We start from the raw sequence: 18,503 nt of genomic DNA, 5'->3' as shown, positions 1-18,503 counted from the left end.
CTGTCTACTTGAAGAAGGTCAGGACCTCGTCGAGCGAGATGACGTGGCAGTAGATCATGTTGATGATCTCCAGCTCCCGCCGGTGCAGCTCGTCCGTCGCCGCGGCACCGCAGTCGTCGACGACGACCACGCCGAAGCTCTCGTCGGCGAGGCTGCGCACGGTCGAGGAGACGCACTGGTCGGTGAAGATGCCGCAGCAGATGACGTTTTTGATGCCCATGTTGTGCAGGACGAGGCGCAGGTTGGTGCCGGTGAGCGCGCTGTCGGTCGTCTTGGTGATGACGATCTCGTCGGGGCGCGGCGCGAGTTCCGGTACGACCTGGCCCTCGGGCAGGTCCTTCGGCAGCAGCAGGTAGTTGAAGCCGGGCTTCTTCTGGCTGAGCGACCGGTCGCGGCCGTCCGGCTTCAGGCAGGCGATGCGGGCGAAGATCACCTCCACCTTGCGCTTGCGGCATTCGTCGATGAGACGCGCGGTGTTGGGGATCACCGTCCTGCGCATGCGCTCGTAGAAGGGCTGCCAGCGGGCGGTTTCCTCCGGCGTGTCCTTCGGCTCGAGATAGGTGTTCTGGATGTCGATGACGAGCAGTGCCGTCGTCTCCGGATCGAGCACGATGTCGTCCGGCGCCTCGGCATTGGCGTAGTAGAAGGAACGGTAGGCGGTCTTCCAGCTCATGGGGCGGTCTCCTTCTTGCGGCGGGCGCGGATGAGGATGTGGCCGATCTCGCGGTTCGGGAAGATGCCGCCGGGCTTGAGGATCATCACGGCGATCATGGCGAGCGCGAGCACGATCTCGGTCAGCCCGACGACCTGTCCGGCGCCGAAGGAGGTGGCGTTGAGCGCACCCTCCGTGCCGCGCAGGCCCTCATAGGCGAAGGTGACGAGGATCGTGCCGGCGACCGCACCCGTCACGGTGTTGGCGCCGCCGATCACCAGCATGGTGATGATCAGGAAGGTTTCCTTGAGATAGAACGCCTTCGGCGCGAAGGAGGTGATGAAGTGCCCCCAGAGCGCACCGCCGACGCCGGCGATGAAGGCGGCGAGGATGAAGGCGCGCCAGCGCAGGCGCGGGATGTTGGCGCCGAGGGCGGCGGCCGCCACCTCGTCCTCGCGCGAGGCGCGCAGCAGCTTGCCGGTACGCGATTCCTTAAACAGGAGGGCGACGACGACGACCACCGCCGCGACGATCGCGGCGATCGGCATGTCCGTGGTCTTCGGCAGGCCGAACAGCGTGCGCGGCCCGTTGGTGAAGGCGCTCCAGTTGTTCATCACCGTGTAGAGCACGACGAGCAGCGCGAAGGAGGTGATGACCGCCGCCGCATCCGAAAGCCGCATCAGCGGATAGGAGACGACGGCCGCGACGACCGCCGCGACGAGGCCGGCGGCGACCATGGCGACGAGCGGCGAGACCTCGACCACCGTCATGAACGCGTAGAGATCCGGCAGCGCCATGCCCTTCATCTGCGCGGGAATGGTGAGCACGGCGGACGTATAGGCACCGAGTCCCATGAAGCCGATATGGGAGAAGGAGAGGAGGCCCGAATTGCCCATGAAGGTCTGGAGGCCGACGACCAGCACCACCGAGATCAGCAGGTTGGTGGCGATGCGGTCGTAGAGGCGGATGCCGAGCAGCTGGCTGCCGACGGCGATCAGCGCGATGACGGCGATGAGGAGGAGGGCGGTGAGGTAGGAATGTTTCATGGCTGCGCGCTCCTCAGGTCCGCTGCCCGCTCGCCGGACCCTTGATCAGCCCTTCCGGGCGCCAGAGCAGGATCAGGATGACGAGGCTGAAGGTGAAGGCGTCGCGGAATTTCAGGAGGTCCTGCGACAGGGTGTAGTTGAGCGTCGTGTCGATCAGCGCCAGCAGGAAGCCGCCGACCACGGCGCCGGGCAGGCTGCGCATGCCGCCGATGACGGTGGCGATGAAGGCGACGAGCAGGGGTTCCAGGCCGATGCCCGGCACGACGGTGCCGATACGGCCGATCCACAGGATGCCGACGACCCCGGCGAGGAAGCCGGAGAGCGCGAAGGCCGACGAGATGATGAGGTTCGCCGGCACGCCGAGCATGCGCGCCATGGTGAAGTTGGTCGCCGCAGCCCGCATGGCGATGCCGAGCGTCGTCCGCCGCATCAGGAAGGCGACGGCGGCGAGCAGCACGATCGAGGCGGCGATGGTGATGAGGTTCCTCACCGGCGTGATCGCCCCGCCGATCGAGACCGTCTGCGAGAAGACCGCCGGCAGCGGCACGTTGCGCGGGCGCGGCGAGATGAAGAGGAGGGCCGCGTTCTGCAGCAGGTTCGAGAAGGCGAAGGAGGTGATCAGCACCGCCGTCACCGACTTCGCCCGCACCGGGCGGAAGGCGATGTAGTCGGTGAGGATGCCGAAGAGGATGGCCATGGCGACGGCGAGCACGGCCATGACGATCCAGGGCAGGCCGGAGCCGCTGGCGAGGAACATCGTGTAGCCGGCGACCATGATGAGCTCGCCATAGGCGAAGTTCACCAGCCGCAGGATGCCGTAGATGATGACGAGGCCGAGCGCCATCAGCGCATAGGCGCCGCCGAGGCTGAGCACGTCGATGACGAACTGGATCGTGAAAGCCATGGCCTCAGCCTCCCAGGTAATGCGCGCTGAGATCGCTGGTGGAACGGATCTCGTCGGCCGTGCCGGCAGCGACGATGGCGCCGAGCCGCATCACATAGGCGCGGTCGGCGACGGCGAGCGCCTGGTTCACGTTCTGCTCGACGAGCAGGATGGTCAGGCCGGACTTCTTCAGCGTCTCGATCATCTCGAAGATGCGCTCGACGATCGCCGGCGCGAGGCCGAGCGAGGGTTCGTCCAGCAGCAGCACGCCCGGCCGCGACATCAGCGCGCGGGCGATGACGAGCATCTGCTGCTCGCCGCCGGAAAGCGTGCCGGCCGGCTGGTGCGCGCGCTCGGCAAGGCGGGGAAAGAGCGTGTGCAGCCGGTCGAGGTTCTCGCGGTTGCCGGCCGGATCGCGGCGGTGGATGTAGGCGCCGAGCATGAGGTTTTCCGAAACCGTCAGGTCCGGGAAGACGTCGCGGGTCTCCGGCACGGTGGCGAGCCCCGCGCGCACGACCTGCTCGGGGCTCGCCGCGGTGATGTCGCGGCCGTCGAGCGTGATCGTGCCGCCGGAGGCCTTCAGCGCGCCGGCGATGCACTTGATGGTCGAGGATTTGCCGGCGCCGTTGGCGCCGAGCAGGCTCACCAGCTCGCCCTTGCCGACCGTGAAGCTGATGCCGCGCACGGCGCGGATCGTGCCGTAGCTGACGGAGAGGTCGCGGACGTCAAGCATGGGCCGCCCCCTTGCCGAGATAGGCCTCGATGACGGCCGGGTGGCTGCGGACATGGGCGGCATCCCCTTCGGCGATGGTGCGGCCGGAGGCGAGCACGTGCAGCCGGTGGCAGAGGCGCATGATCAGCCCCATGTCGTGGTCGATGATGAGAAGGCCGAGGCCGCGCGTCTTCGGCAGCTCGGCGAGCGTGTGCAGCAGCGTGTCGGTCTCCGCGTCGTTCATGCCGGCGGCGGGCTCGTCGAGCAGCAGGAAGCGCGGCTCGGCGGCGAGCGCGCGGGCGATCTCGACGCGGCGCTTGTCGCCGTAGCTCAGGCTGTCGCCGAGCTCGTCGGCCTTCGCCGTCAGGCCGAGCTCGGCGAGCAGGCCGTTTGCGCGCTCGGTTGCGACGGCGCGGGAGGCGCCTTTCGCGAGTGCCGCGGCCTCGACATTCTCCAGCACCGTCATCGTGTTGAACAGCCGGACGATCTGGAAGGAGCGGCTGACGCCGGCGAGCGCGATCTCGCGCGGCGAAAGCCCGGAAAGGGTGACGTCGCCGGCGGTGATCGTGCCGCCCGCGAGCTTCACCTGGCCGGTGATGGCGTTGATCAGGGTCGTCTTGCCGGAGCCGTTCGGCCCGATGAGGCCGACCACCTCGCCGGTCGCGACCGTGAGCGTTACATGGTCGAGTGCGCGAAGGCCGGTGAATTCCACCGACACGTCGTTTACCGCAAGACGCATTTCAGTCATGGCTTTTCCGGAAGTCGTGTGCAGGTCTCTGCGGCGCCGCGCATTGCGCGACGCCGTAGCACGTTCAGTTCGCGCATAGACCTTCCCCGAAATCGATCCCGATTGGAAGGGGCGTGCGCATGGCCGGCCCGGAATGTCCGGTCAGGGCTTCGGCAGGGACTCGGGCTTGCGCCATCCGACGAAGCTCGGCTTGCCGCCCTTGAGCTCGATCACCGCCGCGGCCTTGTTCGGCACGTGGCCTTCCTCCGCCGTGCCGTAGTCGAGGTCGCCGGTGAGCAGCTTGAACTGGCCGTCCTCGAGCGCCTTGGCAAGCGCCGCGCCGTCGGTCGAGCCGGCCGCCTTGATCGCCTCGGCGATCATCATGATCGTATCCCAGCCGGTGGAGACGAAGGACGTGTCCGGCGCCTTGCCGTGCATGGCGGTGTAGAGCTCGATGAACTTCGGCATGTCCGGATGCGCTTCCGGCCCCATCCAGGTATGCGTGACGAAATAGACGTCGTTGCCGAATTTCTCGCCGAGCGCCTCGTGCATCGCCGGGTCGTCATAGGCGTCGCCGCCGAGCACCGGCGCATCGTAGCCGACCTCGCGCAGCGCGCGGATGATCACGCCGATATCCGTGCCGTAGGAGGAGACGAAGATCACGTCCGGCTTCTTGCCGAGCGCCTGCAGGCGCGCGAGCTGGGCGGAGAAGTTGTTGTCGCCGTTCGTGTAGGTGTCTTCCAGCAGGATCTCGCCGCCGTCGGCCTTGAACTGCTCGACGAAATATTTCGACAGCGACTTGGTATAGGCGATGAACTGGTCGGTGACGACATAGGCCGTCTTCCAGCCCTTCTCCTTCACCGCGAAGTCGGCGGCCGTCGCGCCCATCGTGGTGTTCCACATGGAGAGCGTGAACTGCTTGTCGCCGAGCGACCAGGACGAATAGAGCGGGTCGGAGGCGCAGGTCGAGATGCCGACGAGGCCGGCCGACTGCGCCTCGCGGCTCGCCGGCGAGCCGAAGTCGAAGTCGCAGGGTGCGACGATGACCTGGGCGCCCTTGTCGATCAGCTCGACGGCGACGTTGCCGACCGTCACCGGATCGGACTTGCCGTCGATGTTGATGAACTCGACCTGCTTGCCGAGCACGCCGCCGTTGTCGTTGAGATATTTCACGGCGACGAGCGCGCCGTTGTAGCCGGGCGTGTCGAGCGGGGCCTGGATGCCCGTCATCGACAGCGCGCCGCCGATGACGATCTTGTCGTCGTCGGCGAAAGCCGCTGAACCGGCAAGCGCGAGGCTCGCCGCCGCCAGAAGCAGTTTGGAAGTCTTCATCATGGTCGTTCCCCTTTTTGCGATGCCTTTCGGCAGTGAACTCTCAAGCGGCCGGGCCTTTTCGGTCTTGTTCTCGGTCCGCTTGCCTGTGTTTCCTCGTTTCGGGCGTCCTACTGCCCGATCTCCTTCAACAGCGCATCCGTCGAGACCTGCCGGCAATAGCCCTTGATCGCGCGGAGCGACGTGTCGTGGCGCTCCTGCGAGTAGGTGCCGCAGGCGTCCGGCACCAGCGTCACCAGGTAGTTGAGGTCGCAGGCGTCGCGGATGGCCGATTCCACGCACTGGTCGGTCAAAAGGCCACAAAGCACAAGTTGTCTCACGCCGAGATTGCGCAGCACGTAGTCGATATGGGTCGAGACGAAGACGCTGGAGGAGCTCTTCGGGAAGACGATCTCGTCCTCCAGCGGCGCGAGCTCGTCGATGACCTTGCCGTCCCAGGAGCCCTTCGGCACGTTGAAGCCGGTGATCTTGTAGTCGAGGCCGCGGTCGCGGCCGTCCTTCGTCAGGCTCTCGATCGTCGTGTGCAGCACCTCGATGCCGGCCCTGCGGAAGCCGTGCAGGAGCCGCTGCATGTTCGGGATCGCCACCTCGTGGATGCGCTTGAAATAGTAGCCGTACTTGCCGGCGATGTCGGCGTCGGAGACGTCCTTGAACTCCCCGCCCTCGCGGCGCACGGAGAAGTTCTGCACGTCGATGAAGAGGATGGCCGAGGCGGCCGGATCGAGCGGCAGGTCGCGGGTGGTCGGATGGTCAGCGGCCATCGGGCGTTTCCTTCAGGATGTCTGCGGCGAGGCGGAGGGGGGCGGCGAGGCGCTCGGCCCATTCCTCCTGCCCGCCTGCGTCGGCGATGAGGTCGTTGCGCACTTCGAGGAGCACGTGCGGGATGCCGCGCCGCTCGCCGTGCACGGGGATCGTGTAGTCGGAGACGTCGTCGACCGCATAGGGCTCGTTGAGCCTGACGGCGACGTCCGGATTGGCGGCGCGGAAGGTTTCCGCCAGCCGCTCGGCAAGGCGGGCGTCGCGGTTGTAGAGGAGGCCCAGCTCGAAATCCCGCACGGCGCCGGTCGCGCGCATGACGGGCGTGAAGCTGTGCACCGAGACGAGCAGCGTCGGCCGGCCGGCCGCCTGGCGCTGGGTGAGCGCCACGGCGACCGCCTCGTGCAGCGGCTGGTGGATCTCGACGTAGCGGCGGCGCCGCTCCCGGTCGGATATGTCGGCATTGACGGGGACGGCGGTGCCGTCGCTGAGCGCGACGACGCAGTCCCGAGCCTCCAGCGGGCGGTTGCAGTCGATGACGAGCCGGCTGTAGCGCTGCAGGACGAGGGCGGCGTCGAGGCGCGCCGAAAGCGCGCGGGCCACGCCCTCCGCCCCGACGTCGTAGGCGATGTGCCGGTCCATCTCCGCCGCCGCGACGCCGAGATCGCCGAGAGCCGCCGGAACGGCGCGGCCGGCATGTTCGCAGGTCAGGAAGAAGGGCGATGCGCCCGCGGGATTGATCCATTCCACCGGGGCCGGATCACCCGCCTGCAGCAATCTCGTCGTCTCGCGATCTGCGAAGCTCAGCATGGACAATGACCCGTCATGCGCCCTTGCGGAGCGCGGCCCGTATGGCGAGCAGTCAAGGAAATTTTTCGATCATAGTCAATCCGATTTTTCCGTTTGACTAATTTTTTTCAGAGCGCGAATATTCGTTTCAACAACGGGGAAAACGCTGCCGATGAACGATGCGAAGTCGTCGACGATCCGCACGAGAATACGCGACGCCGCGGCACAGCTCACCGCGAGCGAGCGCAAGATCGCCAATGCGATCCTCGCCGATTACCCCTTCACCGGACTTGAAAGCATCCAGGAGCTGGCGGCGAAGACGGGCGTCAGCGCGCCGTCCATCACCCGCTTCGTCAGCAAGATCGGCTGCGGCGGCTTCCAAGACCTGCAGCGCCAGCTCATCGCCGAGCTGAAGGAGGGGCAGCGCTCGCCGCTCGACCTGAAATCCAGCCAGAAGCCGGTCGGCCATTCGGAATTCCTGTCGGAATACGTCACGCGCATCTCCGCCGTCATGCGCGACATGACGGCGACGGTCTCGCAGGCGCAGTTCGACATCCTCGCCGACCTCATCGCCGATCCGTCGCGCAACGTCTTCCTGCTCGGCGGGCGCGTCAGCGACAGCATCGCCTCCTTCCTCTCCATCCATCTCCGGCAGATCCGCAGCGGCATCTACCACATGGCCGACAATCCGGAATTCTGGCCGGAGCACGTGCTGCGCATGCGCCGCAAGGACGTCGTGGTCCTCTTCGACTTCCGGCGCTACCAACTGAGCCTCGCGCGGCTCGCCGAGACGATCGCGGAGAAGCGCGGCGCCACCATCGTCGTCGTCACCGACAAGTGGATGTCGCCCTCCGCCCGCAGCGCCGACCATATCGTCACGCTGCCGATCGACGCCGGCACGGCTTGGGACACGGTGGCGGCGGCGATCGCGCTCGTCGAGGCGCTGATCGTGCGCGTCTCGGAAGCCGATTGGGAAGCCACGCAGAAACGCATCAGGGATTGGGACGGCATCCGCTTCGCGATGCCGGGCTACGACCAGGACAGGATCAACGGGGACGCCGATGAAACGTGAGGAAATGATGGTCGCCTGCTGTGGCGACCTTTCGGGCAAGGTGCGCGGCAAGGCCTTTCCGCTCGCCCAGATGGACAAGCGCCTGAAGCGCGGCGTCGGCTGGACGCCGACCAACGTGCAGATCACCTGCTTCGACAATATCGGCGAGAGCCCCTTCGGCTCGCTCGGCGATCTCGTGCTGATCCCCGATCCCTCGACGCGCGTCAGCATCGAGAGCGAGGAGGGCGCGCCGAACGAGAACTTCGTCCTCGGCAACATCCGCTATACCGACGGCCGGCCGTGGGAGTTCTGCACGCGCTCGATCCTCGAGGCCGCGCTGCAGCGCCTGCAGCGGGCGGCGGGCGTCACGCTCTACGGCGCCTTCGAGCACGAGTTCCAGATCAAGCACCTCGTTTCCGATATCGGCAAGGCCTTCACGCTCGGCGGCTTCCAGGAGGAGCGGCATTTCTGCGAGGCGATCGTCGCGGCGATGCGCGAGGCGGGCGTCACGCCGGACACGATCCTCAAGGAATTCGGCGCCGGCCAGTTCGAGGTGACGATGGGGCCGCAGAAGGGCGTCACCATCGCCGATCATTCGCTGATCACCCGCGAGCTCGTCGGCCTCGTCGCCCGCGAGCTCGGCTACGAGCCGACCTTCACGCCGATCCGCGACCCGGCCGGCGTCGGCAACGGCGTGCACGTGCACATGAGCATGCTGGACGAGGCCGGCAATCCCGTCACCTACGACCCGGACGGCAAGCACGAGCTCTCGGATGTCGCGGGAAAGTTCGTCGCCGGCATCCTGAAATATCTCGACTCGATCATCGCCATCACCGCGCCGAGCGTCGTCTCCTACCTGCGGCTGACGCCGCACCGCTGGAGTGCCGCCTTCAACAATCTCGGCTTCCGCGACCGCGAGGCGTCGGTGCGCATCTGCCCGGTCTCCGACATCAGCGACATCGCCCGCGCCGCCCAGTTCAACTTCGAGTTCCGCGCCGCCGACGCGGCCGCCAACCCGCACCTGACGCTGGCGGCCATCGTCCACGCCGGCGTGCAGGGGATCGAGGAGGGGCTTGCCGTGCCGGAGGCGACGCAGGAGGACCTGTCGCTGCTGAGCGTCGAAGGGCTCGCCGCACGCGGCTACGTGCGCCTGCCGCAGACGCTGGAGGCGGCGCTCCGGCGCTTCCGGGGCAATGCCACGGTCTGCGGCTGGTTCCCGGAGGGCTTCGCCGACGTCTACGTCAAGCACAAGGAAGGCGAGATCGCCTGGCTCGCCGGCAAGACGCAGGCCGAGATCTGCGCGGCCTACGAGAGCGTCTACTGAGCCATCCGGCGGCGGCCGCGCGCCGCCGTCACATGTTCCTGTTCCTGCCGTCGACGATGTCGAGGACCGCGTTGGCGGCGTCGAGCACGTTCGTGCCCGGCCCGAACACGGCGGCGACGCCGTGGCCGAGCAGGAAGTCGTAGTCCTGCCGCGGGATGACGCCGCCGACGACGACCACCACGTTGTCCGCCCCGCGGGCGCGCAGCGCCTCGACGAGCTGCGGGGCGAGCGTCTTGTGGCCGGCGGCGAGCGACGACATGCCGACCACCTCCACCTTCTCGCGCGCGGCGAGCTCGGCGGCTTCCTCCGGCGTCTGGAACAGCGGGCCCACCACCACCTCGAAGCCGAGGTCACCGAAGGCCGACGCGATCACCTTCGCCCCGCGGTCGTGGCCGTCCTGCCCCAGCTTGGCGACCATGATCCGCGGCTTGCGCCCGCGCGCCGCAACGCGCGAGACCAGCGTGCGGTATTCCGGGTCCTCGCCGTAGGAGGCGCCGTAGATGTCGCCCACCACCTCCGGCACCGCCGCGTGGTCGCCGAAGGCCCGGCGCATGGCATCCGATATCTCCCCGACGGTCGCCCGCGCGCGCGCCGCCGCCACGGCCGCCTCCAGCAGGTTGCCCTCGCCGGTCGCCGCGACCGTCTCCAATGCGGCGAGCGTTTCCGCCACCGCGGCGCTGTCGCGCCGCCGGCGGATGTCCTCCAGCCGGCGGATCTGCGCGGCTCTGACCGCGGAATTGTCGATCTCCAGGATGTCGATCGGCTGCTCGTCCTCCAGCCGGTAGCGGTTGACGCCGACGATCACCTCGTCGCCGCGGTCCACCGCCGCCTGCCGCCGCGTCGCCGCCTCCTCGATCATCCGCTTCGGCAGGCCCTCGATCACCGCCTTGGTCATGCCGCCCAGCGCCTCGACCTCGCCGATCAGCGCCCAGGCCTTCTCGGCGAGCTCGTGGGTGAGGCTCTCGACGTAGTAGGAGCCGGCGAGCGGGTCGACCACCCTGGTCACGCCCGTCTCGTGCTGCAGGATGAGCTGCGTGTTGCGGGCGATGCGGGCGGAGAACTCCGTCGGCAGCGCGATCGCCTCGTCGAAGGAATTGGTGTGCAGCGACTGCGTGCCGCCGAGCACGGCCGACATCGCCTCGAAGGCGGTGCGCACGATGTTGTTGTAGGGGTCCTGCTCCTGCAGCGACACGCCCGAGGTCTGGCAATGGGTGCGCAGCATGCGCGAGGAGGCCTTCTTCGGCTGGAACTCGTCCATCACCCGGTCCCACAGGAGCCGTGCCGCGCGCAGCTTCGCCGCCTCCATGAAGAAGTTCATGCCGATGGCGAAGAAGAACGAGAGCCTGCCCGCGAAGTCGTCGACGTCGAGCCCCTTGGCGATGGCCGCGCGGACGTATTCGCGCCCGTCGGCGATGGTGAAGGCGAGCTCCTGCAGCAGCGTCGCGCCCGCCTCCTGCATGTGGTAGCCGGAGATCGAGATGGAGTTGAACTTCGGCATCTCGTGCGCCGTGTAGTCGATGATGTCGGCGACGATGCGCATCGACGGCTCGGGCGGGTAGATATAGGTGTTGCGGACCATGAACTCCTTGAGGATGTCGTTCTGGATCGTGCCCGAGAGCGCCGCGCGCGGCACGCCCTGTTCCTCGCCGGCGACGATGAAACTCGCGAGGATCGGGATCACCGCGCCGTTCATGGTCATCGAGACGGAGATCTTTTCGAGCGGGATGCCGGAGAACAGGATCTTCATGTCCTCGACCGAGTCGATGGCGACCCCCGCCTTGCCGACGTCGCCCTCGACGCGCGGATGGTCGCTGTCGTAGCCGCGGTGGGTGGCGAGGTCGAAGGCGACGGAGACGCCCTGCTGGCCGGCGGCGAGCGCCTTGCGGTAGAAGGTGTTGGAGGCCTCGGCCGTCGAGAAGCCGGCATATTGCCGGATCGTCCACGGCCGGCCGGCATACATCGTCGCGCGCGGGCCGCGCACGAAGGGCGGGAAGCCCGGCAGCGACCCCAGATGCTCAACGCCGGCAAGGTCCTCCGCCGTGTAGACCGGCTTCACGCAAATCCCCTCCGGCGTCCGCCACCGCAGGTCCTCCGGCGAGGCCCGGAGCTCCTTCTCGGCCAGCCCGGCCCAGTCATCCAGCGTCTTGTCGGCCATCATTCGAACTCCAGGATCGTTTCGTCCACGGCGAGGCTCTGGCCGGGGCGCACAGCGATGCGCTTGACCGTGCCGCTCCGCTCCGCCTTCATCATGTTTTCCATCTTCATCGCCTCCACCGCGGCGAGCGGCTGCCCGGCCTCCACCGTCTCGCCTTCCGAGACGAAGACGGCGGTGACGACGCCGGGCATCGGGCAGAGCAGCAGCTTCGACGTGTCCGGCGGCTGGCGCTCCGGCATCAGCCGCGCGAGGGCGGCGACCCGGGGGCTGCGCACGCGCACGGTCGCGTCCATGCCGCGCCAGCGCAGGCGGATGGCCGATCCCGACAGGTCCACCTTGGCGCCGATCCGCGTGCCGCCGACGAGGAAGACCGCGTGGCGACGGCCCGGCGTCCAGTCCCCGGCGATTGTGAGCGTCCTGCCGCCGTCGAAGCGGGCATGGATGCCGTCCGGCAGGCTTTCCAGCGTCACCGGATAGTCGTTTCCGCCGAAGCTGGCGACCCATTCCCGGCCGACGACGCGACGATGGTTGCCGATCGTGCCGGAAATATGGGCGGCGCGTTCCTGCACCGTCCGGTGGACGAAGGCGGCGATGGCCGTAAGCCGCAGGGCATCGTCCTCGCCGGGCACCACGCCCCGGAAGCCGTCCGGAAACTCCTCGGCGATGAAGGCGGTCGTCAGGTGGCCGGCGCGGAAGCGGGCATGCCCCATGACGGCGGACAGGAACGGCAGGTTGTGGCCGATGCCCTCGACCTCGAAGTCGTCGAGCGCCTTCGCCATGGCCTCGATGGCGGCGAGACGGTCCGGCGCCCAGGTGCAGAGCTTGGCGACCATCGGGTCGTAATACATCGAGATCTCGCCGCCCTCGTAGACGCCGGTGTCGTTGCGCACGGCGGTGCCGTCCGGCTGCGGGCCTTCGGCCGGCGGGCGGTAGCGCGTGAGGCGGCCGATGGACGGCAGGAAGTTGCGGTAGGGGTCCTCGGCATAGAGGCGGCTTTCGATCGCCCAGCCGTCAAGCCGCACGTCGTCCTGCCCGAAGGCGAGGGGCTCGCCCGCCGCCACGCGGATCATCTGCTCGACGAGGTCGATGCCGGTGACGAGCTCGGTCACCGGGTGCTCGACCTGCAGGCGCGTGTTCATCTCGAGGAAGTAGAAGTTGCGCTCGCCGTCGACGATGAATTCCACGGTGCCGGCGGAATGGTAGCCGACGGCCTTCGCCAGCGCCACGGCCTGCTCGCCCATGGCCCTGCGGGTGGCGGCGTCGAGGAACGGGGAGGGCGCCTCCTCCACGACCTTCTGGTTGCGCCGCTGGATGGAGCATTCCCGCTCGCCGAGATAGAGCGTGTTGCCGTGCCTGTCGCCGAGCACCTGGATCTCGATGTGGCGCGGCTGCGTCACGAACTTCTCGATGAAGATGCGGTCGTCGCCGAAGGAGCTCTTCGCCTCGTTCTTCGAGGCGCGGAAGCCTTCGCGCGCCTCGGCGTCGTTCCAGGCGATGCGCATGCCCTTGCCGCCGCCGCCGGCGGACGCCTTGATCATCACCGGATAGCCGATGGCGGCGGCGATCGCCACCGCCTCGTCGGCGTCCTCGATCAGGCCCATGTGGCCCGGCACCGTGTTGACGCCGGCCTCGGCCGCGATCTTCTTCGAGGTGATCTTGTCGCCCATCGCCTCGATCGCGCCGACCGGCGGGCCGATGAAGGCGATGCCCTCCCTTTCCAGGGCGGCGGCGAAGGCGGCGTTTTCCGAGAGGAAGCCGTAGCCGGGGTGGACGGCGTCCGCGCCCGTCCGGCGGATCGCCTCGAGGATGTTGTCGATGACGATATAGGACTGCGAGGAGGGCGCGGGGCCGATATGCACGGCCTCGTCCGCCTCGCGCACGTGCAGCGCGTCACGGTCGGCGTCGGAATAGACGGCGACGGTGGCGATGCCGAGCTTCTTTGCGGTGCGCATGACGCGCAGCGCGATCTCGCCGCGGTTGGCGATCAGGATTTTCTTGAACATCCGGTGTTTTCCAGTCCCCGTATCGTCAATCTCTGTATTTCTTTTCGTAAGGCATCATGAGGATGGCCGAGGCCGTCGCCGCCCCGCCGAAGAGCGAGGCGAAGGGCACGACGAGCAGCAGCACCGGCATGACCGGGTTCGCGGCGTGCGCGATGCGCGTGCCGATGCCGCCGACGTCGAGCAGGATCACGGCCGCGGCGGTCGCCGCGCCGACCAGGCTGCCGAGCGCCGCGTTCAGCGCCATGAAGCGCAGCATGCGCCAGTGGTCCTTGCGCGCCTCCTCGGGCGTCAGTTCCGGCTTCTCCATCGTCGGCCCCTACAGCGGGATGGTGTCGTGCTTCTTCCAGTGCGTCGTCGCCTGCTTGTTGCGCAGCGCGGCGAAGGCGCGGGCGATGCGGCGGCGCGAGGAATGCGGCATGATCACCTCGTCGATGAAGCCGCGTTCGGCGGCGACGAAGGGGTTGGCGAAGCGCTCCTCGTATTCGTGCTGCCGCGCGGCGATCTTCTGCGGGTCGGACAGGTCGGACCGGTAGAGGATTTCCGCCGCCCCCTTCGCGCCCATCACGGCGATCTCGGCCGTCGGCCAGGCATAGTTGACGTCCGCGCCGATATGCTTGGAGGCCATGACGTCGTAGGCGCCGCCATAGGCCTTGCGGGTGATCAGCGTCACCATCGGCACGGTCGCCTCCGAATAGGCGAAGAGCAGCTTCGCGCCGTGCTTGATGACGCCGCCGTATTCCTGCGCCGTGCCCGGCAGGAAGCCCGGCACGTCGACCAGCGTCAGGATCGGGATGTTGAAGGCGTCGCAGAAGCGCACGAAGCGGGCCGCCTTGCGCGAGGAATCGATGTCGAGGCAGCCGGCAAGGACCATCGGCTGGTTGGCGACCACCCCGACGGTCTGGCCCTCCAGCCGGATGAAGCCGGTGACGATGTTCCGCGCGAAGGCCTCCTGGATCTCGAAGAAATCGCCCTCGTCGGCCAGCGCGAGGATCAGCTCCTTCATGTCGTAGGGCTTGGTCGAACTCTCCGGCACCAGCGTGTCGAGCCGCATCTCCAGGCGTGCCGGATCGTCGAAGAAGGGGCGGACGGGCGGCTTCTCACGGTTGTTGAGCGGCAGGAAGTCGAACAGCAGGCGGACCTGCTCCAGCGTCTCGACGTCGTTCTCGAAGGCAGCGTCGGCGACGGAGGATTTCTTCGTGTGGGTGCCGGCACCCCCCAGTTCCTCGGCGGTGACGATCTCGTTCGTCACGGTCTTCACCACGTCCGGACCCGTCACGAACATGTAGGACGTGTCGCGCACCATGAAGATGAAGTCGGTCATCGCCGGCGAATAGACGGCGCCGCCCGCGCACGGGCCCATGATGACGGAGATCTGCGGGATGACGCCGGAGGCCTCCACGTTGCGCCGGAACACCTCCGCATAACCGGCGAGCGAGGCGACGCCCTCCTGGATGCGCGCGCCGCCGGAATCGTTGAGGCCGATGACCGGAGCGCCGTTGCGGACCGCCATGTCCATGATCTTGCAGATCTTCTGGGCATGGGTTTCCGACAGCGAGCCGCCGAAGACGGTGAAGTCCTGCGAGAAGACGTAGACCTGCCGGCCGTTGATCGTGCCCCAGCCGGTGACGACGCCGTCGCCGGCGACCGTCTGCCCCGCCATGCCGAAGTCGACGGCGCGGTGGGTGACGTACATGTCGTACTCCTCGAAGGAGCCTTCGTCGAGGAGCACGTCGATGCGCTCGCGGGCGGTGAGCTTGCCCTTGGCATGCTGGGCGGCGATGCGGCCTTCGCCGCCGCCGAGCCGGGCCGCCTGCCGGCGGGCTTCGAGTTGGTCGAGGATTGCGCGCATGGGTGTCCGTCCGTTGCTGCCTGCCCGGGCGGTGCCGCAACCGGGATCGATCCTGCTTAGAATCCGCCGCGACAAAAAAGAACGCTTGATCGGGTGGATATGCAGGCATTACACAATTTGCAAATCAATATTGCAAAGTTGCAAACATGGCCACGGGCAAGCTCTATATCGGGCGCAGGGTGCGCGATCTCCGCCAGGCGAACCGCACCACGCAGGCGCAGTTCGCCGAGCGCCTCGGCATTTCCGTCTCCTACCTCAACCAGATCGAGAACAACCAGCGTCCCGTCTCGGCCGGCGTGCTGCTGGCGCTGGCGGAGAAGTTCCGCATCGACCTTTCCGACCTTTCCGGCGGCGAGGACGACAGGCTGATCTCGGCGCTGTCGGAGACGCTGACGGACTCGCTCTTCGACGGCTACACGCCGAGCCTGCAGGAGCTGAAGCTCGTCGCCCAGAACGCGCCCGGCCTCGCTCATGCGCTGATCACGGCGCACCGGGCCTATCGCCACAATTCCGAGCAACTCGCCAGCATCAACGACACGCTCGGGCGCGGGCCGGCCGCCGTCGAGGCGACGACCTACGAGGAGGTGCGCGACTTCTTCCACTTCGTCGACAACTACATCGGCGAGCTCGATCCGCTCGCCGAGCGGCTTGCCGCCCATATCGGCATCGGCGACGTCGACCCGGGCGCGATGCTTGCCGTCTATCTCGAGCGGCACTACGGCGTGCGCATCGCGCGCGCGGCGCACGATCCGGACCTCATCCGCGCCTATGACCGCGAGGCCCGGGTGCTGACGCTCAACTCCTACCTTCCGGCCTCCACGCGCAATTTCCAGATCGCGCTGCAGATCGCGCAGCTGCACGCGGGCGACGTCGTCGACGGTGTTGCCGCCGCCGCGGGCTTTCGCACGGCCGAGGCCTACGAGATCTGTCGCATCGGCCTGCACAACTATTTCGCCGGGGCGCTTCTCCTGCCCTACCGCAGGTTCATGGAGGCGGCCCGCGAGGTCCGCCACGACCTCGACCTGCTCGCCGCGCGCTTCGGCACCAGCCTGGAGCAGGTCTGCCATCGGCTGTCGACGCTGCAGCGGCCGGGCCAGAAGGGCATCCCCATCTTCTTCGCCCGCATCGACCGGGCCGGCAACATCACCAAGCGCCACAGCGCCACCCGGCTGCAGTTCGCCCGCTTCGGCGCGGCCTGTCCGCTGTGGAACGCCCACCAGGCCTTCGAGAGCCCCGGGCGCATCAACCGGCAGCTCGCCGAGACGCCGGACGGCGTGTGCTACCTCTGTCTTTCCATGCAGGTCTCGCGCGGCGGGCGCGGTTTCCGCCAGCCGCAGCAGCACTACGCGCTGGCGCTCGGCTGCGAGATCTCCTACGCCGCCAATTTCGTCTATGCCGACGACATGGACCTCAACAACGCCGCCGCCTACGATCCGATCGGCATCTCCTGCCGCATCTGCGAGCGGGCGCAATGCGCAAGCCGCGCGCTGCCGCCGCTGAAGGGCCGCCTCACCATCGAGCACGACGTCCGCAGGACGCTGCCCTATGCGATCCGCGCGCCCGGCGGGATGGACGGCCAGGACTGACGGCGGACGCCATGCCTCAGCGGATCAGCGGCAGGGCGCTGAACTGGTGGAACGGCACGGGCGAGGGCAGCGTCCATTCGAGCGTCGTCGCGCCGACGCCCCAGGGATTGTCCTCCGCGCGGCGCTTGCGCGCGAAGGCCTCGGCCACTGCGACGAAGAACACGAGCAGGCCCGCCGCCGAGATGTAGGAGCCGACCGAGGAGACGAGGTTCCAGCCGGCATAGGCGTCCGGATAGTCGGCATAGCGGCGCGGCATGCCGGCGAGCCCCAGGAAGTGCTGCGGGAAGAAGACGAGGTTGACGCCGATGAAGGTCAGCCAGAAGTGCAGTTTTCCGAGCGTCTCGCTCATCATGTAGCCGCTCATCTTCGGGAACCAGTAGTACCACGCGGCGAAGATCGCGAAGGCGGCGCCGAGCGACAGCACGTAGTGGAAATGGGCGATGACGTAGTAGGTGTCGTGCAGCACCCGGTCGACGCCGGGATTGGCGAGCACGACGCCGGTGACGCCGCCGATGGTGAAGAGCAGCACGAAGCCCGTCGCCCAGAGCATCGGCGTCGCGAACCGGATCGAGCCGCCCCACATCGTCGCGATCCAGGAGAAGACCTTGATGCCGGTCGGCACGGCGATGACCATGGAGGCGAAGGCGAAGTAGCGCTGCGAGTCGAGCGACATGCCGACCGTGAACATGTGGTGCGCCCAGACGACGAAGCCGATGACGCCGATCGCCACCATCGCATAGGCCATGCCCAGATAGCCGAAGATCGGCTTGCGGGCGAAGGTCGAGACCACGTGGCTGATGATGCCGAAGGCCGGCAGGATCATGATGTAGACCTCCGGATGGCCGAAGAACCAGAAGAGATGCTGGTAGAGGATCGGGTCGCCGCCGCCGGCGGGCTGGAAGAAGGTCGTGCCGAAGTTGCGGTCGGTGAGCAGCATGGTGACGGCGCCGGCGAGCACCGGCAGCGAGATCAGCAGCATGAAGGCGGTGACCAGCATCGACCAGGCGAAGAGCGGCATCTTGTGCAGCGTCATGCCCGGCGCGCGCATGTTGAGGATCGTCGTGATGAAGTTGATCGCGCCGAGGATCGAGGAGGCGCCGGAAAGGTGGATCGAAAGGATGACGAAATCGACCGCCGGCCCCGGCTGGCCCTCGCCGGAATAGGGCGGATAGAGCGTCCAGCCGCCGCCGTGGCCGTCGACGTTCGCCGCCCCCGGCACGAACATCGACAGCACGAAGAGCAGGAGCGAGGCGACGAGCAGCCAGAGCGAGACGTTGTTCATGCGCGGGAAGGCCATGTCCGGCGCGCCGATCATGATCGGGATGAACCAGTTGCCGAAGCCGCCGATCAGCGCCGGCATGATGACGAAGAAGATCATCACCAGCCCGTGCGCGCTGACGACGACGTTGTAGACGCCGGGATCGGAGAAGAATTGCAGGCCCGGCTCCTGCAGCTCCATGCGCAGGGCCACCGACAGTCCGGTGCCGAGGATGCCCGACAGCATGGAGAGCAGGAGATAGAGCGTGCCGATGTCCTTGTGGTTGGTGGAAAACAGCCAGCGGGCGGCAAAGCCCGGCCTGTGGTCGCCTTCGGTGAGCGTGGTTTGCGACATCGTTTTCGCCTTTCCTTGTGCGACAG

At 67.6% G+C, this 18,503-nt stretch carries 16 protein-coding genes; 3 read left to right on the top strand and 13 right to left on the bottom strand.

Annotation, left to right across the window (positions count from 1 at the left end):
* Positions 1-4: 4 nt before the first annotated feature.
* From NNZ72_RS01170 to NNZ72_RS01135, 8 genes are all read right to left on the bottom strand, one after another.
* Entirely contained in the window at positions 5-673 is a 669-nt protein-coding gene (locus NNZ72_RS01170) for a cysteine hydrolase family protein (RefSeq protein ID WP_257311434.1), read from the bottom strand.
* Positions 670-1,698: a branched-chain amino acid ABC transporter permease gene (locus NNZ72_RS01165; protein ID WP_257311431.1), complete on the bottom strand. Its 1,029-nt coding sequence runs from the start codon at positions 1,696-1,698 to the stop codon at positions 670-672. The genes NNZ72_RS01170 and NNZ72_RS01165 overlap by 4 nt, the downstream gene beginning before the upstream one ends.
* Positions 1,699-1,711: 13 nt before the next feature.
* The gene (locus NNZ72_RS01160; RefSeq protein ID WP_257311429.1) at positions 1,712-2,602 is read right to left on the bottom strand and encodes a branched-chain amino acid ABC transporter permease; all 891 of its coding nucleotides are present in this window, start codon (positions 2,600-2,602) and stop codon (positions 1,712-1,714) included.
* Between the two features lie 4 nt (positions 2,603-2,606).
* Positions 2,607-3,314, bottom strand: coding sequence for an ABC transporter ATP-binding protein (locus tag NNZ72_RS01155; RefSeq protein ID WP_257311427.1), 708 nt, complete (start codon positions 3,312-3,314; stop codon positions 2,607-2,609).
* Positions 3,307-4,041, bottom strand: a complete 735-nt coding sequence (locus tag NNZ72_RS01150) for an ABC transporter ATP-binding protein (RefSeq protein ID WP_257311424.1) — start codon at positions 4,039-4,041, stop codon at positions 3,307-3,309. Before NNZ72_RS01150 ends, NNZ72_RS01155 begins: the two co-directional genes overlap by 8 nt.
* A gap of 141 nt (positions 4,042-4,182) precedes the next feature.
* Positions 4,183-5,355, bottom strand: coding sequence for an ABC transporter substrate-binding protein (locus NNZ72_RS01145; protein ID WP_257311421.1), 1,173 nt, complete (start codon positions 5,353-5,355; stop codon positions 4,183-4,185).
* A gap of 107 nt (positions 5,356-5,462) precedes the next feature.
* On the bottom strand, positions 5,463-6,113 hold the full coding sequence (locus NNZ72_RS01140; RefSeq protein ID WP_257311418.1) for a cysteine hydrolase family protein: 651 nt from the start codon (positions 6,111-6,113) through the stop codon (positions 5,463-5,465).
* The gene (locus NNZ72_RS01135) at positions 6,103-6,918 is read right to left on the bottom strand and encodes an N-formylglutamate amidohydrolase (RefSeq protein WP_257311415.1); all 816 of its coding nucleotides are present in this window, start codon (positions 6,916-6,918) and stop codon (positions 6,103-6,105) included. The genes NNZ72_RS01140 and NNZ72_RS01135 overlap by 11 nt, the downstream gene beginning before the upstream one ends.
* 151 nt (positions 6,919-7,069) lie before the next feature.
* Between NNZ72_RS01135 and NNZ72_RS01130 the strand changes: the two genes are divergently transcribed.
* The gene (locus NNZ72_RS01130; RefSeq protein ID WP_257311412.1) at positions 7,070-7,969 is read left to right on the top strand and encodes a MurR/RpiR family transcriptional regulator; all 900 of its coding nucleotides are present in this window, start codon (positions 7,070-7,072) and stop codon (positions 7,967-7,969) included.
* On the top strand, positions 7,959-9,272 hold the full coding sequence (locus NNZ72_RS01125) for a glutamine synthetase family protein (RefSeq protein ID WP_257311410.1): 1,314 nt from the start codon (positions 7,959-7,961) through the stop codon (positions 9,270-9,272). Before NNZ72_RS01130 ends, NNZ72_RS01125 begins: the two co-directional genes overlap by 11 nt.
* A 28-nt stretch (positions 9,273-9,300) precedes the next feature.
* Here NNZ72_RS01125 and scpA read toward each other — a convergent pair whose 3' ends face one another.
* Genes scpA through NNZ72_RS01105 form a run of 4 tightly spaced genes read right to left on the bottom strand, consistent with a single transcriptional unit; the run spans position 9,301 to position 15,279 of the window.
* The gene (gene scpA / locus NNZ72_RS01120; protein WP_257311636.1) at positions 9,301-11,427 is read right to left on the bottom strand and encodes a methylmalonyl-CoA mutase; all 2,127 of its coding nucleotides are present in this window, start codon (positions 11,425-11,427) and stop codon (positions 9,301-9,303) included.
* Positions 11,427-13,430, bottom strand: coding sequence for an acetyl-CoA carboxylase biotin carboxylase subunit (locus NNZ72_RS01115; RefSeq protein ID WP_257311407.1), 2,004 nt, complete (start codon positions 13,428-13,430; stop codon positions 11,427-11,429). The genes scpA and NNZ72_RS01115 overlap by 1 nt, the downstream gene beginning before the upstream one ends.
* Positions 13,431-13,455: 25 nt before the next feature.
* On the bottom strand, positions 13,456-13,737 hold the full coding sequence (locus tag NNZ72_RS01110; RefSeq protein ID WP_257311404.1) for a hypothetical protein: 282 nt from the start codon (positions 13,735-13,737) through the stop codon (positions 13,456-13,458).
* A gap of 9 nt (positions 13,738-13,746) precedes the next feature.
* Complete coding sequence (locus NNZ72_RS01105) at positions 13,747-15,279, bottom strand: acyl-CoA carboxylase subunit beta (protein WP_257311402.1); 1,533 nt, start codon at positions 15,277-15,279, stop codon at positions 13,747-13,749.
* Between the two features lie 146 nt (positions 15,280-15,425).
* On the opposite strand from NNZ72_RS01105, the gene NNZ72_RS01100 reads away from it, so the two are divergent.
* Positions 15,426-16,865 carry a helix-turn-helix domain-containing protein gene (locus tag NNZ72_RS01100; protein ID WP_257311399.1) on the top strand — a complete coding sequence of 480 codons (1,440 nt, stop codon included), beginning with the start codon at positions 15,426-15,428 and terminating at the stop codon, positions 16,863-16,865.
* Positions 16,866-16,881: 16 nt separating this feature from the next.
* Here the strand turns inward: NNZ72_RS01100 and ctaD are convergent, their stop codons facing one another.
* Positions 16,882-18,477 carry a cytochrome c oxidase subunit I gene (ctaD, locus tag NNZ72_RS01095; protein ID WP_257311396.1) on the bottom strand — a complete coding sequence of 532 codons (1,596 nt, stop codon included), beginning with the start codon at positions 18,475-18,477 and terminating at the stop codon, positions 16,882-16,884.
* Positions 18,478-18,503: the final 26 nt, after the last annotated feature.

Source organism: Shinella pollutisoli (assembly GCF_024609765.1).
Taxonomy (GTDB): domain Bacteria; phylum Pseudomonadota; class Alphaproteobacteria; order Rhizobiales; family Rhizobiaceae; genus Shinella; species Shinella pollutisoli.
Note: the sequence above shows the minus strand (reverse complement) of the source record. Positions and strands in the feature narration are given on the sequence as shown.

Bases quoted from the DNA above. Each gene is read 5' to 3' on its own strand.
- NNZ72_RS01150 (WP_257311424.1), bottom strand. From the start codon at position 4,041: ATGACTGAAATGCGTCTTGCGGTAAACGACGTGTCGGTGGAATTCACC.
- ctaD (WP_257311396.1), bottom strand. From the start codon at position 18,477: ATGTCGCAAACCACGCTCACCGAAGGCGACCACAGGCCGGGCTTTGCC.
- NNZ72_RS01110 (WP_257311404.1), bottom strand. From the start codon at position 13,737: ATGGAGAAGCCGGAACTGACGCCCGAGGAGGCGCGCAAGGACCACTGG.
- NNZ72_RS01125 (WP_257311410.1), top strand. From the start codon at position 7,959: ATGAAACGTGAGGAAATGATGGTCGCCTGCTGTGGCGACCTTTCGGGC.
- scpA (WP_257311636.1), bottom strand. From the start codon at position 11,427: ATGGCCGACAAGACGCTGGATGACTGGGCCGGGCTGGCCGAGAAGGAG.
- NNZ72_RS01145 (WP_257311421.1), bottom strand. From the start codon at position 5,355: ATGATGAAGACTTCCAAACTGCTTCTGGCGGCGGCGAGCCTCGCGCTT.
- NNZ72_RS01165 (WP_257311431.1), bottom strand. From the start codon at position 1,698: ATGAAACATTCCTACCTCACCGCCCTCCTCCTCATCGCCGTCATCGCG.
- NNZ72_RS01160 (WP_257311429.1), bottom strand. From the start codon at position 2,602: ATGGCTTTCACGATCCAGTTCGTCATCGACGTGCTCAGCCTCGGCGGC.
- NNZ72_RS01100 (WP_257311399.1), top strand. From the start codon at position 15,426: ATGGCCACGGGCAAGCTCTATATCGGGCGCAGGGTGCGCGATCTCCGC.
- NNZ72_RS01170 (WP_257311434.1), bottom strand. From the start codon at position 673: ATGAGCTGGAAGACCGCCTACCGTTCCTTCTACTACGCCAATGCCGAG.
- NNZ72_RS01130 (WP_257311412.1), top strand. From the start codon at position 7,070: ATGAACGATGCGAAGTCGTCGACGATCCGCACGAGAATACGCGACGCC.
- NNZ72_RS01140 (WP_257311418.1), bottom strand. From the start codon at position 6,113: ATGGCCGCTGACCATCCGACCACCCGCGACCTGCCGCTCGATCCGGCC.
- NNZ72_RS01135 (WP_257311415.1), bottom strand. From the start codon at position 6,918: ATGCTGAGCTTCGCAGATCGCGAGACGACGAGATTGCTGCAGGCGGGT.
- NNZ72_RS01115 (WP_257311407.1), bottom strand. From the start codon at position 13,430: ATGTTCAAGAAAATCCTGATCGCCAACCGCGGCGAGATCGCGCTGCGC.
- NNZ72_RS01105 (WP_257311402.1), bottom strand. From the start codon at position 15,279: ATGCGCGCAATCCTCGACCAACTCGAAGCCCGCCGGCAGGCGGCCCGG.
- NNZ72_RS01155 (WP_257311427.1), bottom strand. From the start codon at position 3,314: ATGCTTGACGTCCGCGACCTCTCCGTCAGCTACGGCACGATCCGCGCC.